Here is a 14,807-nt window from a genome sequence, read left to right on the forward strand (position 1 = left end):
GCCTTATTGATGCGAAACAGAAGGTTTATTGGCTGGGGCTGCGGCACGATTGGGCACCGGCATGAAAAACAGCACCAGCGCCACGATCATGAAAATCAAGTAGGCGCCGAGCACGCTCACGGTCGGTGCATCCTGATAACCGAACATGCCGGCCAGGACCGAGCCCACCGGGCCATCCATCGGCAGTATGGCGCTGATGTCGAAGACTACGTCCTGCAGGGAGTTCCAGACACCGGCCTCGTGCAGCGAGCGCACCGAGTTGGAGAGAATGCCGCCCGCGACGAATAGAATGAACAGGCTGGTCCAGCGGAAGAACGCGCCGAGGTTCAGGCGCATGCTGCCGTTGTATAGCGCGAGGCCGACGATCACCGCGCAAATAAGGCCCAACAGCGCGCCCAGAGGCGCCGAGGCGCCGGTGCTCTGCTGGAACACGGCGAGCAGGAAAAACACCGTTTCGAGGCCTTCACGGGCTACCGAGAAGAACACCATGCCAATCAGCGCATAGACCTGGTTCTGCGAACCGGCCAGCGCCTGATCGAGGGAGGCGTGCAGCGAATGCTTGATCGAGCGGGACACCTTGCGCATCCAGGTGACCATGGTGCAGAGGAACACCACCGCGACAATACCGATCACGCTTTCGAAAAGCTCTTGCTGGCGCTGCGGGAATTCCGCACTGACCAGCTCCAGGCCGCCGCCCACCAGCAGCGACAGGGCCACGGCAAGAAAGACCCCGACCCATACGGCAGGCATCCATTGGCCGCGACCGGTCTGCTTGAGATAGCTGGCGATGATGCCAACGACCAAGGCAGCTTCAATACCTTCGCGCAGCATGATTAAGAACGGAACGAGCATCGAACACCGGCAGATAGGAATAAGGATGCTAACTTGTAACATAATGAGACTCATTATTGAACACTCGCCCGCATTTTTCATCAGCGAACGGCCGCCTTTGCTGCTCCTGAAGGGGTTATTGGTCAATTGGGCCTTCAACCCTATTGCTGCGCAGGTGAAGCCGCCTTAGACTGCCGCCCCTCATAAATGAGTGCCGGCTGGCGCTTGGAGATTGCCGCATGCCGAGGGCACGCCCCCGACATGCACCACGATTCGCCTGAATGCACGTATTTTTTATAGAGAAATCAATGACAAAGGAAAAGTTGCTGGCCATGCCGGCGGATGACTACATGAACGCCGAGCAGCACGCTTTCTTCGTCGAGCTGTTGCAGGGCATGAAGATCGAGACCCACGAGCGTATCGAGCAGAATCGTGTAGCTATCGAAAGCCTGGACACGCCAGCCGATCCTGCCGATGCCGCTTCGGTGGAAGAAGAGCGTACCTGGCTGGTCAATGCGATTGACCGCGATCAGCGTATGCTGCCGCAGCTGGAAATGGCCCTGGGCCGTATTGCCGATGACAGTTTTGGCTGGTGCGACGACAGCGGCGAGGCCATCGGGCTCAAGCGCCTGCTGATCAGCCCGACCACCAAGTACTGCATCGAGGCTCAAGAGCGTCACGAGCAGATCGATCGGCACCAGCGTCAGGCCTGAGGCCGCGGTTGACCACCGTTGAGATCGTCGAGCGGAGTGGACACCCCCTGTCCTCTCCCAGCTCGTCGGCGCCCTGCGAATGCCGTTGCCTCGATGCAGGCAACGGTAGATAATGGCCATATGATGGCCTGGTGCTGATCAAAGTCGCTCAATCCAACGCCGATCCTGCCGATAACCTTTCAAGTCCATCGGCTATGCGCCGGGCATCACGCGCTTGCACAGCTATTATTGCGTAAGCGGTAATGCTGCTGTGCCGCAAGTTGCTGTTTGCGCAGGGAATATCTCTCTACCATGGACGTATCGTTAGCTGGCTATGAAATCTCGGGAGGGAGGTCATGCAGTGCAAGATCGATATTGCCGTGATGATCGGCAGCGGGGTCCCTCAGGCCCTGCGCAATCAAGGTCACAAGGTCTGCTGGGTGGTGCTCGTCAATGGCGAGCAGCGGGGAACTGCGTTTGGCAGCCGCGCCGAGGCAGAAGAGTGCCGCGGCGCCTGGCGGACGATGTTCGGCCTGCTTGAAAGCATCGAGGAACAGGCTGCCGTCGACGGTGAGCTCGAGGACATCGGGGTGGGCACCGCGCTGAAGCGGTAGTCGCTTCGATACGTTGGGCCACCGAACCGAGCGGTATGGGCGTTACTGCTGCGGGGTTTCGTGCAATCGTACATTGAGTTCATCGACCGTCATTGCCCAGTCGGCATCTTCACGCAGTTGCTCCTTCAAAAAAGCTGCCTGTGCGGGTGACCAGAAATCGGCATCGACCAGCTTCACATCGGCGCTCAGTTGATGGGTGGCAATGAAATCGTCGATGCTCGCCGGGTCGCTGTCCAAGGCAAGTTGCTCGAACAGGGTACCCAGATCGTTGTTTTGCAATTCCATGTCGACTCCTCGGCAGGCTGTGCCGCAGATGGTTGATTGTTTCGCTGTTGGGAGATTGGAACGACGCTAGGCGCCAGAGTTCGAACGAATACGCATCTGTCCGTCCGTTCCACCGGTCTCTAGCTGTCGGGCCAGTGCGCAGGCGTCCGCATGGTGGCGGCGGTAGCCGATGACGCGGTTGGTGGCGGTCTCGACGACGTGATAGAACGCCTTGCCGGCGGGAATCACTCGATATATTGGCAGCACCGCCGCAGGGCTCTTGGCCACCACTGGATATTGGGCGTAATGTGCGCTGGGTGAGCTCTGGGCCGAGGCTTGACGCGGGTTTTTGTTGGTGTCTGGCATGGTTGTGCGCACTCCATATTCACGCTGGGCAATCGGATAGGTAGGGCCGCCAGGCATGGGCGGCGACCGAGGGGCTATCTATCTCATGTTTTTCAGGTGCTGAATGTCGGAAAATTCTTTTCTACTTGCAGTATTCTGCCGAAAATTCTGACAGAGGCTTCGGAGCGCTGTAGGAAAAATCCTCGGCATTGGGTTTTATGTCGAGACGTTGCACTGGCGGTTATCAAACGGTCATTTCATTTAATCTTCATGGGTTGGCCCTTGTGGTCAGTTGTGTGCTCCGTGGCGTGTGAACCGGCCATCCGGCCGTGTCCGCAAACAACGGTTTTTCATCTGGGGAGACCTTTCATTGGCAGTAAGTAATCTGGATATGCACGCCCTTTTCGTACTGGGCGATTTGCGCGCTAAGTTGGTCAAGCAGTTTCAATCGCGTTTTGTCTATGTCACCGAACAGACCGCCGAAGGCCTTTACATGGCCGAGATCGATACGCAAACCGCTTTGGTGGTTGATGACAAGCAGCGCCTTGAACTCAAAGTAGGCGATCACTTCCGCGCGGCCGTACTGCCAAGCCGCGAAGGCGGCAAGTTCGAGATCAAGTTCCGCGAGATCAAGCTGACCGTCTATGGCCTGGGCGAATACGCCTTCGTCGATAGCGCCGAGGGCCATGGCATCGTGTTCAAGGAAGGGCAGACCGTGGTGATGGTTTTCGCCGCGCACGAGCAGCTGCAAGTCGGCCTGGCCAAGACGCTCAAGGCGGCGTCGAGCAAGGCGGCCAAGTGGCGCAAGGGCGAATTGACGTTCAAGCCCAGCGAGTAATTGCGTGCAGGCCACAGGGAATACCGAACGCAAAGCTCGCGTGCCCGAAGGAACCTCGTCTACAGTCTGTTGACTGAATGAAGCCCCCCGAGATTCGAGGAAGACGAGCATGAAAGGACTACGCACGCTGTTGGCCGCTGCGCTGATCGCCCTGACAACTCAAGCACCAGTGCAGGCTGCAGCCACGCCCGTGCATTTCGCTGACCTGAATTGGGAGAGCGGCAGCCTGATCACCGAGATCCTGCGGGTCATCGTCGAGAAGGGCTACGAACTGCCGACCGATACCTTGCCGGGCACCACCATCACCCTGGAAACGGCCCTGGCGAAAAACGACATTCAGGTCATCGGCGAGGAATGGGCCGGCCGCAGCCCGGTGTGGGTCAAAGCTGAGGCCGATGGCAAGGTCAAGGGCCTGGGCGATATCGTCACCGGCGCCACCGAAGGCTGGTGGGTGCCGGAGTATGTGGTCAAGGGTGACGCTTCTCGAGGCATCAAGCCTTTAGCGCCGGACCTTAAGAGTGTCAGCGATCTGCCGCGCTACAAGGACGTGTTCAAGGATCCGGAAGCGCCCGACAAGGGACGGTTTCTCAACAGCCCGATCGGCTGGACCTCGGAAGTGGTCAACGCGCAGAAGCTCAAGGCCTATGGCTTGACCGACAGCTACACCAATTTCCGCAGCGGTTCGGGTGCGGCCCTGGATGCGGAGATCGCTTCATCGATCAAGCGCGGCAAGCCGGTGCTGTTCTACTACTGGTCGCCGACACCGTTGCTTGGCCGCTTCAAGCTTATTCAGCTTGAAGAGCCGGCATTCGACGCTGAGGCCTGGAAGACCCTCACCGACGCCGACAATCCCAATCCCAAGCCGACTCGGTCATTGGCATCCAAACTGTCGATCGGCGTGTCGGTGCCTTTCGAGCAGCAGTACCCGCAGATCGCTGCGGCGTTTACCAAGGTGCAGATCCCCATCGACCCGCTGAACCAGGCGCTGGCGGATATGAGCGAGCATCATCGCCAGCCGCGCGAGGCAGCTGAGAGCTTCATGCGTGAACAGCCTAAATTATGGCGTGCCTGGTTACCCGTCGATGTCGCCGACAAAGTGGCGGCGGCACTCAAGTAGCGTTCAGGCGCCGCCGGACGAATCGCGGCTGCTGATCTCCGCTGGTACGGCGTCCTTGGCCATGCGCTTGCGAAACAGCGCGGCCCTGGCCAGCAGCAGGGTGGTGATCGGCATGGTGATCGCCAGCAGGATCGGAATCAGCAGCGCGTGCAATACCAGGCTGTGCTTGAGCGCCGAAAAATACAGGATCGATGCAATGGCCACGCACCAGACTCCCAGTGTCGAGGCCAGTGCCGGAGGGTGCATGCGTTGAAAGAAGTCCTTGAGGCGCAGCAGGCCCAGCGCGCCGCTGAGCGCGAACAGGCTGCTGGCGACCAGCAGGATGCAGGTGAGTACTTCGATCCACATTGGCAACAGGTGGGTGTCGGTCATTCGATCACTTCTCCGCGCAGCAGGAATTTAGCCAGGGCGAACGAGCCGACAAAGCCGAACAGCGCGATCAGCAGGGCAGCTTCGAAGTAGGTATCACTGGCATAGCGAATCCCCAATACCAGCATCATCAACATGGCGAGGATGTACAGGTAGTCGAGGGCGAGGACCCGATCCTGTGCCGAGGGCCCGCGAAACAGCCGGATCAGCGTCAGCAGCATGGCCAGGGCGAAGATGCACAGGCTGGTCAGGATGGCATTGTCGAGCAGCGGGCTCATTGGAAGATCTCCATCAGCGGGCGTTCGTAAGTTGCCTTGAAATGGGCGATGAAGCGCGCCTCGTCGTCCAGATCGAAGACATGTATCAGCAGCAGGCTGCGGTCCAGCGCCAGCTCGGACCAGACGGTGCCTGGAATGACCGTGCAGACGATCGACAGCGTTGCCAGCCCGGCGGGATCGCGCAGGTCCAGGGGCACCTTGACGAACGCCGAGCGCGGCGCACGTTGGTCGAGGCTCCAGACTTGCCAGCCGACCTGCAGATTGGAGGTCACAAGGTCGATTCCCACTCGCCCCAGCAGGCGCAGCACTGTCAATGGTCGGCGAATATGCGGATGGGACGGACGCAGCGGCGCCATCAGCAGGGGGGCGAGAACACCGAACAACACCCCCAGCAACACCTGGCCTGCACTGAACGAGAGGTTCAGCAGCAGCCATAACAGCAGCAAGGCGACGGATAGCAGGGGAGCGGGGAACAGGCGCTTCATGGCGTTTCTCCCAGGGGGGGCGGCATGGGTGCCACGGTCTGGTCTGAGAGTGGGCCTGGTCGGGCCTTGCGCGCCAATACGGCTTCGACATAGCGAGACGAATTTGCGAGCTCGGCGGCGGTGTCCTGGGTGTAGCGCAGCAGCGGCTCGGCCTTGAACGTCATCGCAATCGATAGCGCCAGCAGGATGACGATGGGAATGCATTCGTTGCGCCGCAACAGCGGCGAGGGGCGATCCTGGGGCGTCCAGAATCGCTGGATGGCGACCCGGGTCAGGCCCATCAGTGAGGCCAGTCCCGATATCACCAGCAAGGCGATGAAGATCCAGCCTTCGCTGGACAGTGCCACACCCGGTGCTTGCAGGCCATGGGGGTTGAACAACGCGCTGATCAGGTTCAGCTTGCCGATGAACCCGGACAGGGGCGGCATGCCGACGATCAGCAACACGCACGCAATGAAACTCAGGCCCAGAAACGCCATGGTCCAGGGGATGACCTGACCGACCACGGCTTTTTGCTCGTCGTCCAGATTGATACCCTTGGGCGGGTGCAGGGATTCCAGGGCACGGGGCAGGGCGTCGCTGTCGTCTTCAAGCGCGATATCGTTGGCCGAGCGCGAGCGCTCGATCAGTTCAGCCAGCAGAAACAGCGCGCACAGGGCCAGGGTCGAGCTCACCAGATAGAACAGCGCCGCCCCTGTGAGTCTTTGCTGACCGAAGCCTATGGCGGCGAGCAGAGTGCCAGCCGAGACCAGGATGCTCAGGCTGGCCATGCGCTCCAGGCGTTGTGCCGCGAGGATCGACAGCGCTGCGCAGGCAATCGTCGCCAAGCCGCCGATGACCAACCATTCGCTACCGAAGTGCGCGGAGGCGCCGGCCTCATCGGAAAACAGCAGTGTCCATAGCCGCAACACCGTGTACAGGCCGACCTTGGTCATGATTGCGAACAACGCGGCCACCGGCGCACTGGCGCTTGAATAGGCGGGCACCAGCCAGAAATTCAGCGGCCACATGCCAGCCTTGGCGAGAAACGCCGTGGCCAGAATCGCCGCGCCCGCGTGCAGTAGCCCGCGATCGGCGGCCGCCACTTGAGGGATCTTTATCGCCAGGTCTGCCATGTTCAGGGTGCCGGTGACACCGTAGATCATCGCCGCGCCGATCAAAAACAACGACGACGCCAGCAGGTTGATCGCTATGTAATGCATGCCGGCCGACACCCTGGCGCGCCCCGAGCCATGCAGCATCAGCCCGTATGATGCTGCCAGCAGCACTTCGAAAAACACGAACAGGTTGAACAGATCACCGGTCAGGAAGGCGCCATACAACCCCATCAACTGGATCTGGAACATGGCATGAAAACTCGCGCCCGCCCGATCCCAGCGTGCCATGGCGAAGAGCAGCGCGCAGCTGGCGATGATCCCGGTCAGGACCATCATCAACGCGGCCAGCCGGTCGGCGACCAGCACGATGCCGAAGGGCGCTTCCCAGTTGCCGGGCAGATAGACGCCGATCGAGCTGCTGCCCTGTTGTACCTGCAGCATCAACAGTACTGCGGTGAGCAGGCCTGCGACGGTCGACAGCAGGTTGATCTGCGCCTTCAGGGGACGGTGTTTTTCCCCGAGCAGCAACATCACCGCTGCCGTCAGCAACGGCAGCAGAACGGGCACGATGATCAGGGTTGGCATCAAGCTCATTCCTGGGGCTCCCGACCGTCGACATGGTCAGTGCCGGTCAGACCCCGGGAGGCCAGCAGCACGACGAGGAACAACGCGGTCATGGCGAAGCTGATGACGATGGCGGTGAGTACCAAGGCCTGCGGCAGCGGGTCGGTGTAGTGCAGCAGGTCCTGCGGGACGCCGTCCTTGACGATCGGCTCGCGGCCGATGAACAGGCTGCCCATGCTGAAAATGAACAGGTTGACCCCGTAGGACAGCAGGCACAGGCCCATGACCACCTGGAAGGTCCGTGGGCGCAGGATCAGCCAAACGCCGGACGCGGACAGGACGCCAATGGCGATTGCGATGACTTCTTCCATCAGGCGGCTCCTTTTGGTGCAACGGAACGCGGCAGGCTCGACGGGCGATGACTGCGCACCGACTGGTGCGCCAGGGCGGTAAGAATCAGCAGCGTCGAGCCGACCACCACGGTATACACGCCAATGTCGAAGAACAGCGCGCTGGCCACGTGCAGGTCACCCAGCAGCGGCAGGTGCAGGTGGGCGGTGTGGGTGGTCAGGAACGGATAGCCGAAGTACAGCGAGCCTGCACCCGTCGCCGTCGCGCAGAGCAGCCCGGTGCCGAGCCAGCGCAAGGGGCGCAGGCTCATGCGCGCTTCGACCCACTGCGTTCCTGCCACCATGTATTGCAGAATGAATGCTACCGACATCACCAGCCCGGCAACGAACCCGCCGCCAGGCTGGTTGTGTCCGCGCATGAACAGGTACATGGAAATCACCAGCGCCACGGGCAGCAGCAGGCGCACCAGCAACGCCGGCACCATCATGAAACCCAGTGCGGTGTCGCTGGCGCTGCGCGTGTTGATCAGGTCGGTGACTACGTCGGGCGCCAGCAGCCGCTGTTGCGCGGGCAACTGCATGCTCTCCCTGGGCGGGCGGAAGCGCCGCAGCAGGGCGAAGACCACCAGCGAGACTACCGCCAGTACGGTGATTTCACCCAGCGTATCGAGGCCGCGGAAGTCCACCAGCATGACGTTCACCACATTGGTGCCGCCGCCTTCCGGGAGGGCCCGGCGCAGATAGAAAGACGAGATATGATTCGGCGTCGGGCGGGTCAGCATGGCATACGACAACAGCGCCATGCCGCCACCCGCCAGACCTGCCAGCAGCAGGTCACGGACGCGGCGCACGCGCGCCTTGCCTCGTTGCGCCGGGGTCGGCAGGACGGTTTCGATACGGCGCGGCAGCCAGCGCAGGCCCAGTAGGATCAGCACGGTGGTGACCACCTCGACCACCAGTTGAGTCAGCGCCAGATCAGGGGCGGAAAACCATACGAAGGTGACGCAGGTCATCAGGCCGCAGACACTGACCATGGTCAACGCCGCCAGCCGATGATACTTGGCTTGCCAGGCAGCGCCCAGGGCGCAGGCGATCGCGATCAGCCAAAGGGCGACGAAAACGCCGGAGCCCGGGATTTTCGGTCGATCGCCCCAGCTCAGTCCGCTCTCGAGCATCGGCAAGAATGCGGCGAGCAGGGCCACGGCCACCAGCATGAACAGTTGCGTTTGCAGGCGGCGGGTGCTGATGCGTCGCTCCAGCCGCCGCGCGCCACGCATCAGGCTGACCAGCAAGCGCTCGAAGAGCCGTTTGCCGCTCAGTCGGCCAATCAAGGGAGCGCCTTCAAGGCGACCGTGCTTGAATGGTTTGCGCAACAGCAGGTAGATCAGGATACCCGTCGTCATGGCGATCAGGCTCATGATCATCGGCGCATTCAGCCCATGCCAGATGGCCAGGCTGTACTCGGGCAAGCTGCCACCCACCACCGGTTGCGCAGCGGCTGCCAAGATGGCGCCCACCGACAGGGCGGGCAGTACGCCGACCACCAGGCAGGCCAGTACCAGCAGTTCTACCGGTACACGCATCCAGCGTGGCGGTTCGTGGGGTGTGTGCGGCAGGTCGGTGGCCGGCGGGCCGAAAAACACGTCGACGGTAAAGCGCAGGGAGTACACCACGCTGAAGGTACCCGCCAGGGTGGCGATCACCGGCAGGGCGTATTCGACCCAGGCAGTGGCGCTGATGAACACGGTTTCGGCGAAGAACATCTCTTTGGACAGGAAACCGTTCATCAACGGCACCCCGGCCATGGCGGCGCTGGCGACCATGGCCAGGGTCGCGGTGAACGGCATCAGGCGGAACAGCCCGCTGAGGCGACGGATATCGCGCGTTCCGCTTTCGTGGTCGATGATGCCCGCAGCCATGAACAGCGAGGCCTTGAAGGTGGCATGGTTGAGGATATGAAACACCGCCGCCACGGCTGCCAGTGGGCTGTTGAGGCCCAGCAGCAGGGTGATCAGCCCGAGATGGCTGATGGTGGAGTAGGCCAGCAAGCCTTTGAGGTCGGTCTGGAACATCGCGCAATAAGCGCCGAGCAACAGCGTGCAGGCACCGGCCCCGCCGACCATCCAGAACCACTGCTCGCTGCCCGACAGCGCCGGCCACAGCCGAGCGAGCAGAAACACCCCGGCCTTGACCATGGTCGCCGAGTGCAGGTAGGCCGAAACCGGGGTTGGCGCCGCCATCGCGTGGGGCAGCCAGAAATGGAAGGGGAATTGCGCGCTCTTGCTCAAGGCGCCCAGCAGCACCAGCGTCAGCATCACGGGATAAAGGTGGCTGGCGCGGATCTGCTCGCCGGCAGCGAGTACCGGATCCAGGTCGTAGCTGCCGACGATGTGCCCCAGCAGCAAGGCGCTCACCAGCAGGCAAAGACCGCCGGCGCCGGTGACGGTCAAGGCCATGTAGGCGCCGCGCCGGGCATCGCTGCGATGGTGCCAATAGCCGATCAACAGGAACGAGAACAGGCTGGTCAGTTCCCAGAAGAACACGATCTGGATCAGGTTGCCGGAAATCACCAGGCCCAGCATCGCGCCCATGAACGCCAGGAAGAAAGCGAAAAAACGCGGCACCGGATCCTGCGGCGACATGTAGTAGCGGGCGTAGATCGACACCAGCGTGCCGATGCCCAGCACCAGCAGCGAGAACAGCCAGGCGAAGCCGTCCAGGCGCAGCACCAGATTGATCCCCAGGCTCGGCAGCCAGGCGAACTCTTCGCGGATCACCCCGCCATGGGCAATCTGCGGATACCACAGGGCCACCTGCACAGTGCCGATCAAGGCAATCACCCCGGCGAGCAAGGATTCGGCATTACGTGCGTTGTGTGGCAGCAAGGCCGCCACGCAGCTGCCCAGGAAGGGCAAAAGCAGTAGAACTATCAAAGACATAGATTTCATCTGCAAAGGGATGCCAGCGATCATACGTGGCAGGGGGCTGATCACCAACTCGTCGAGGCCCTGAACGGGGCCTCGAGCCGGTTCATCTCTTGGGTTTTGTATAACAAGGTTTTACAAAGAACGATTCATTACCACCATAGCTGGCGCGTGAAGATTGCGAGGCGGTGTTCGATGACGATTTCGCTGCTCAAACCGAGCATGGGCTGCCTTGCTCTGGGTGTGGAGCACACCGCACAATGCGCCTTAGCCGCCGCCAACAGCGAGAACATTGTGCCCAGCGACCCCCAGCCCCGCACCTCGGTGCTCCAGCACGTCAGCCAGAATCTGCGCCGTTTGCGCAACGGTGCGGGGCTCAGCCAGGCTGCGCTGGCAGAAAGATCCGGGGTCAGTCGGCGAATGCTGGTAGCGCTCGAAGCAGGCGAAAAGAACGTCAGCCTTACTACCCTAGATCGTCTCGCCGATGCCTTGGGTGTTGCCTTCAGTGACTTGATCCAAGCGTTCGAGGCCCGTGATCCAAGCCGTATCGAAGAGCTTGCCTGGATCGGCGAGCGTTCTGGCAGCCGCGGTGTGCTGTTGGCCAGCGCCCTGGCGCGGCGCGAAGTGGAATTGTGGGAATGGCGCCTCGAACCGGGCGAGTGCTACGCCAGCGAGGCCAATGCCGATGGCTGGAGCGAGCAGGTGTTCGTGTTCGAGGGCGCGCTTCAGCTCGAACTGGCAGGTCGGGTTCACGCACTGCAGGCCGGCGACTTCCATATGTTCGCGAGCAATGTCGCCCATGCCTACCGCAATGTCGGCAGCCAAGCGGTGCGCTTCATCCGCAACGTGGTCATTTAGCCGAGCGTGGTGCCACTAGCGGTCGATAACCACTATCACGGCAGATGATTTTTTCAGTGGCCGACGTAACGGTAGCCTGTGCGCAATCCGTCAGACTTCTGATCTTACTTCCAGGCGCAGGGAGGCCCGCATGCCGCTTTCACTCTTATTGGTCATTTTCTTCACCATCGCCTTGCTGACCGGCTAGTCACCGGCGCAACGGTTGCTCAAGCATCGAGCCTGCTTCATGATCGACGGCCTGGCCCTTTATAACGGCGGCACGCCGTGGTCGCAGGAGATCTTTATGAGCACAACCTCTGCAAACGACGCCCAGGTGCCCGCGCGCCTGGCCCAGGTCCGTGAAGTCATGGCGGGCCAAGGCGTCAGCGCCCTGCTGGTACCATCGGCAGACCCTCATCTTTCCGAATACCTGCCGCGCTACTGGCAGGGGCGACGCTGGCTGTCCGGCTTTCATGGCTCAGTCGGCACCTTGGTCGTCACCGCTGATTTTGCCGGGCTCTGGGTCGACAGCCGTTACTGGGAGCAGGCCGAAAAGGAACTCGCCGGTACCGGCATCGCCTTGATGAGGCTCATGAGTGGTCAACCTGGCGCACTGGAGTGGCTGCCTGAAAACGTGGCGCAGGGCGCGACGGTGGCAGTCGATGGTGCGGTCATGGCCCTGGCGTCGGCGCGCAGTCTCAACGACAAACTGGCCGCGCGTGGCGCTTCGTTGCGTACCGATCTCGATCTGCTGAGCGAGGTATGGATCGATCGGCCCGCATTGCCAGTCGCCGACGTTTTCGAGCACGCGCCACCCTTCGCCAGTGAAGATCGTCAGCTGCGTTTGTCGCGCTTGCGTGAGGCACTGCGAGATAAAGGTGCCGACTGGCACTTCCTTGCCACCCTGGATGACATCGCCTGGCTGTTCAATCTGCGTGGCGCGGACGTTTCCTACAACCCGGTGTTCCTGGCGTTCGCGCTGGTGGGGGAGGGGGTGGCACGGTTGTATGTGGCTGCCGGGAAAATCGCCGAGCCGCTGCGGGCCAGATTGCTGGAGCAGGGCGTGGAGGTTCGCGATTATGCCGAGATCAGTGCCGACCTGGAGGCGGTCCCTGCCCAGGCCAGTGTCCTGCTCGATCCGGCCAAGGTCACGGTAGGCCTGACCCGCCACTTGCAAGCCAGTGTGCGGTTGATCGAAGGCATCAACCCGACCACCCTGTTCAAGTCGCGCAAAAACGAAGCGGATGCTGCCCACGTGCGCCAGGCAATGGAGCAGGACGGCGCGGCCCTTTGCGAGTTTTTCAGCTGGCTGGAATCGGCATTGGGGCAGCAGACCATCACTGAAGTCACCATCGATGAACAGCTGACAGCTGCACGTACTCGTCGTCCTGACTATGTCTGTGCGAGCTTCGCCACTATTGCGGCCTTCAATGCCAATGGCGCGATGCCGCACTACCGCGCCACGGCGGCATCCCATGCCACGCTTGAAGGCGACGGTTTATTGCTGATCGATTCCGGTGGCCAGTATCTGGGGGGCACTACCGATATCACGCGGATGGTGCCGATCGGCTCACCCACTGAGGCACAACGCCGCGATTGCACGCGCGTGCTAAAAGGGATGATCGCGTTATCACGGGCGCGGTTTCCGCGGGGCATCGCTTCGCCATTACTGGATGCCATCGCTCGCGCGCCGCTATGGGCCGACAATGTCGATTACGGCCACGGCACGGGTCATGGCGTCGGGTACTTCCTCAATGTGCATGAGGGGCCGCAGGTTATCGCCTATCAGGCTGCGCCCGGGCCGCAGACCGCCATGCAACAGGGCATGATCACCTCGGTGGAGCCGGGCACCTATCGACCCGGCCAATGGGGCGTGCGTATCGAGAATCTGGTGTTGACCCAGGAAGCCGGTAAAAGTGAGTTCGGTGATTTTCTGCGGTTTGAAACCCTGACCCTGTGCCCGATCGACACGCGTTGCCTCTTGCGTGACGAGTTGTCCAGGGAAGAGCGACTGTGGCTTGATGACTATCATGCCGAAGTCCGGCAGCGTTTGGCGCCCTTGTTGTCCGGGCCAGCGCTGGAGTGGATGAAGGTGCGGACCGAGCGCTTTTAAGGGCAGGGTGCTGGTCAGTCGGCTGCCAGCGTGGCGGCCGGCTCTTTTTGCGAAGTAAGGGTAGTGCCTGCCGAGGCCACGATGATGGCGATGATCGCCAGCCATTGGGTCAGTGTCAGCACCTCACTGAGGAACAGGAAACCTGCCAGCGCGCCCGCCACCGGTTCGATACTCATAAGAATGCTGAAGGTGCGAGCCGGCATTCGGGTCAGGGCAATCATCTCCAGGGTATAGGGAACGGCGGTTGACAGGATCGCGACGCCAATGGCGATGGGGAGCAACGACAGGTTGAGCAGTGCGGAACCGGCATGGGCAATGCCTACCGGCACCACGAAGACGGCTGCAACTACCACGCCGAGTACGGCGCCTTGCACGCCGTGGTCATCCCCGGCTTTTTTCCCGAAGATGATATAGGCCGCCCAGCAGGCGCCAGCGCCCAGAGCATAGATCATGCCCACCGGATCGAGGCTAGTGGGCGAGTCCATTGCCGGCATCAGCAGGACGAGGCCGATGACCGCCAGGGCAATCCAGACGAAATCGATGGCGCGGCGTGAGGCGAATAATGCCACTGCCAGCGGCCCGGTAAACTCGAGCGCCACTGCAATCCCTAGCGGGACGGTGCGGATGGCCAGGTAATAAAGAAGGTTCATGAAGCCGAGCGCCATTCCGTAGAACAGGATGTTGCGCAGGCTTTGCGGCGTCCAGTTACTGCGCCATGGCTTGAAGATTACCACCAGGATGATGCTGGAAAAGATCAGCCGCAAGGCCGTGGCGCCTTGGGCGCCTACCACCGGGAACAACTCTTTAGCCAGGGAAGCACCGGATTGAATAGTGGCCATGGCGATCAGCAGCAAGCCGATGGGGTAGAGCGTGGAGGTGAGGTTACGACTTGTTGTTGTCATGAGAGCTGGTGCTTATATAGGAGGCATTGGGCAGGCTTGAGCCGACTATAATGCTCAAGCTTTGCTGGATGGGCAATATAGTGCGCACTGGTGAGATGCAAGCTGCAAGTAAAGGCGGGCGCGGTGTGCTTTTCTTGTGGCTTGAAGCTTGCTGCGATCAACTCTTTAAGAAAGTGGTTGACGGGGG

16 protein-coding genes are annotated in these 14,807 nt (G+C 61.4%); 6 read left to right on the plus strand and 10 right to left on the minus strand.

The features are described from left to right. Positions 1–3: 3 nt before the first annotated feature. Positions 4–852 (minus strand): iron uptake transporter permease EfeU, encoded by an 849-nt coding sequence (gene efeU, locus REH34_RS24385; RefSeq protein WP_226507348.1) that lies wholly within the window; start codon positions 850–852, stop codon positions 4–6. 287 nt (positions 853–1,139) lie between these two features. Between efeU and REH34_RS24390 the strand changes: the two genes are divergently transcribed. Further along, positions 1,140–1,544: a TraR/DksA C4-type zinc finger protein gene (locus REH34_RS24390; RefSeq protein ID WP_226507288.1), complete on the plus strand. Its 405-nt coding sequence runs from the start codon at positions 1,140–1,142 to the stop codon at positions 1,542–1,544. Between the two features lie 335 nt (positions 1,545–1,879). Then, positions 1,880–2,137 (plus strand): hypothetical protein, encoded by a 258-nt coding sequence (locus REH34_RS24395; protein WP_226507287.1) that lies wholly within the window; start codon positions 1,880–1,882, stop codon positions 2,135–2,137. Between the two features lie 42 nt (positions 2,138–2,179). Here REH34_RS24395 and REH34_RS24400 read toward each other — a convergent pair whose 3' ends face one another. Then, positions 2,180–2,422 (minus strand): DUF2789 domain-containing protein, encoded by a 243-nt coding sequence (locus REH34_RS24400; RefSeq protein WP_226507286.1) that lies wholly within the window; start codon positions 2,420–2,422, stop codon positions 2,180–2,182. Positions 2,423–2,488: 66 nt separating this feature from the next. Beyond that, positions 2,489–2,767 carry a hypothetical protein gene (locus REH34_RS24405; RefSeq protein ID WP_226507285.1) on the minus strand — a complete coding sequence of 93 codons (279 nt, stop codon included), beginning with the start codon at positions 2,765–2,767 and terminating at the stop codon, positions 2,489–2,491. 349 nt (positions 2,768–3,116) lie between these two features. Here REH34_RS24405 and REH34_RS24410 point away from each other — a divergent pair, with 349 nt between their 5' ends. Together REH34_RS24410 and REH34_RS24415 are read left to right on the plus strand one after the other, a co-directional pair. After that, positions 3,117–3,584: a hypothetical protein gene (locus REH34_RS24410; protein WP_311969457.1), complete on the plus strand. Its 468-nt coding sequence runs from the start codon at positions 3,117–3,119 to the stop codon at positions 3,582–3,584. Positions 3,585–3,693: 109 nt separating this feature from the next. Continuing rightward, complete coding sequence (locus REH34_RS24415; protein WP_311969458.1) at positions 3,694–4,701, plus strand: ABC transporter substrate-binding protein; 1,008 nt, start codon at positions 3,694–3,696, stop codon at positions 4,699–4,701. Between the two features lie 3 nt (positions 4,702–4,704). On the opposite strand, the gene REH34_RS24420 is transcribed toward REH34_RS24415, so the two are convergent. From REH34_RS24420 to REH34_RS24445, 6 genes are read right to left on the minus strand one after another with little or no spacing between them, the layout of a single operon-like run. Next, complete coding sequence (locus REH34_RS24420; RefSeq protein WP_311969459.1) at positions 4,705–5,073, minus strand: Na+/H+ antiporter subunit G; 369 nt, start codon at positions 5,071–5,073, stop codon at positions 4,705–4,707. After that, positions 5,070–5,348, minus strand: a complete 279-nt coding sequence (locus REH34_RS24425; protein ID WP_226507281.1) for a K+/H+ antiporter subunit F — start codon at positions 5,346–5,348, stop codon at positions 5,070–5,072. Before REH34_RS24425 ends, REH34_RS24420 begins: the two co-directional genes overlap by 4 nt. Further along, on the minus strand, positions 5,345–5,833 hold the full coding sequence (locus REH34_RS24430; RefSeq protein ID WP_311969460.1) for a Na+/H+ antiporter subunit E: 489 nt from the start codon (positions 5,831–5,833) through the stop codon (positions 5,345–5,347). The genes REH34_RS24425 and REH34_RS24430 overlap by 4 nt, the downstream gene beginning before the upstream one ends. Next, positions 5,830–7,524 (minus strand): monovalent cation/H+ antiporter subunit D, encoded by a 1,695-nt coding sequence (locus REH34_RS24435; protein WP_311969461.1) that lies wholly within the window; start codon positions 7,522–7,524, stop codon positions 5,830–5,832. The genes REH34_RS24430 and REH34_RS24435 overlap by 4 nt, the downstream gene beginning before the upstream one ends. After that, entirely contained in the window at positions 7,521–7,865 is a 345-nt protein-coding gene (locus REH34_RS24440) for a Na+/H+ antiporter subunit C (RefSeq protein ID WP_226507278.1), read from the minus strand. Before REH34_RS24440 ends, REH34_RS24435 begins: the two co-directional genes overlap by 4 nt. After that, complete coding sequence (locus tag REH34_RS24445; RefSeq protein ID WP_311969463.1) at positions 7,865–10,783, minus strand: monovalent cation/H+ antiporter subunit A; 2,919 nt, start codon at positions 10,781–10,783, stop codon at positions 7,865–7,867. The genes REH34_RS24440 and REH34_RS24445 overlap by 1 nt, the downstream gene beginning before the upstream one ends. Before the next feature lie 279 nt (positions 10,784–11,062). Here REH34_RS24445 and REH34_RS24450 point away from each other — a divergent pair, with 279 nt between their 5' ends. Then, on the plus strand, positions 11,063–11,626 hold the full coding sequence (locus tag REH34_RS24450) for a helix-turn-helix domain-containing protein (protein WP_409373348.1): 564 nt from the start codon (positions 11,063–11,065) through the stop codon (positions 11,624–11,626). 283 nt (positions 11,627–11,909) lie between these two features. Next, complete coding sequence (locus REH34_RS24455) at positions 11,910–13,718, plus strand: aminopeptidase P family protein (protein WP_311969464.1); 1,809 nt, start codon at positions 11,910–11,912, stop codon at positions 13,716–13,718. Positions 13,719–13,732: 14 nt separating this feature from the next. On the opposite strand, the gene rhtA is transcribed toward REH34_RS24455, so the two are convergent. Next, positions 13,733–14,620 carry a threonine/homoserine exporter RhtA gene (gene rhtA, locus REH34_RS24460; protein WP_311969465.1) on the minus strand — a complete coding sequence of 296 codons (888 nt, stop codon included), beginning with the start codon at positions 14,618–14,620 and terminating at the stop codon, positions 13,733–13,735. Between the last annotated feature and the right edge of the window lie 187 nt (positions 14,621–14,807).

Origin of the sequence: Pseudomonas baltica (assembly GCF_031880315.1) — a bacterium.
Lineage (GTDB): Bacteria > Pseudomonadota > Gammaproteobacteria > Pseudomonadales > Pseudomonadaceae > Aquipseudomonas.

Bases quoted from the DNA above. Each gene is read 5' to 3' on its own strand.
- efeU (WP_226507348.1), bottom strand. From the start codon at position 852: ATGCTCGTTCCGTTCTTAATCATGCTGCGCGAAGGTATTGAAGCTGCC.
- REH34_RS24390 (WP_226507288.1), top strand. From the start codon at position 1,140: ATGACAAAGGAAAAGTTGCTGGCCATGCCGGCGGATGACTACATGAAC.
- REH34_RS24395 (WP_226507287.1), top strand. From the start codon at position 1,880: ATGCAGTGCAAGATCGATATTGCCGTGATGATCGGCAGCGGGGTCCCT.
- REH34_RS24400 (WP_226507286.1), bottom strand. From the start codon at position 2,422: ATGGAATTGCAAAACAACGATCTGGGTACCCTGTTCGAGCAACTTGCC.
- REH34_RS24405 (WP_226507285.1), bottom strand. From the start codon at position 2,767: ATGCCAGACACCAACAAAAACCCGCGTCAAGCCTCGGCCCAGAGCTCA.
- REH34_RS24415 (WP_311969458.1), top strand. From the start codon at position 3,694: ATGAAAGGACTACGCACGCTGTTGGCCGCTGCGCTGATCGCCCTGACA.
- REH34_RS24420 (WP_311969459.1), bottom strand. From the start codon at position 5,073: ATGACCGACACCCACCTGTTGCCAATGTGGATCGAAGTACTCACCTGC.
- REH34_RS24425 (WP_226507281.1), bottom strand. From the start codon at position 5,348: ATGAGCCCGCTGCTCGACAATGCCATCCTGACCAGCCTGTGCATCTTC.
- REH34_RS24430 (WP_311969460.1), bottom strand. From the start codon at position 5,833: ATGAAGCGCCTGTTCCCCGCTCCCCTGCTATCCGTCGCCTTGCTGCTG.
- REH34_RS24435 (WP_311969461.1), bottom strand. From the start codon at position 7,524: ATGAGCTTGATGCCAACCCTGATCATCGTGCCCGTTCTGCTGCCGTTG.
- REH34_RS24440 (WP_226507278.1), bottom strand. From the start codon at position 7,865: ATGGAAGAAGTCATCGCAATCGCCATTGGCGTCCTGTCCGCGTCCGGC.
- REH34_RS24445 (WP_311969463.1), bottom strand. From the start codon at position 10,783: ATGTCTTTGATAGTTCTACTGCTTTTGCCCTTCCTGGGCAGCTGCGTG.
- REH34_RS24455 (WP_311969464.1), top strand. From the start codon at position 11,910: ATGAGCACAACCTCTGCAAACGACGCCCAGGTGCCCGCGCGCCTGGCC.
- rhtA (WP_311969465.1), bottom strand. From the start codon at position 14,620: ATGACAACAACAAGTCGTAACCTCACCTCCACGCTCTACCCCATCGGC.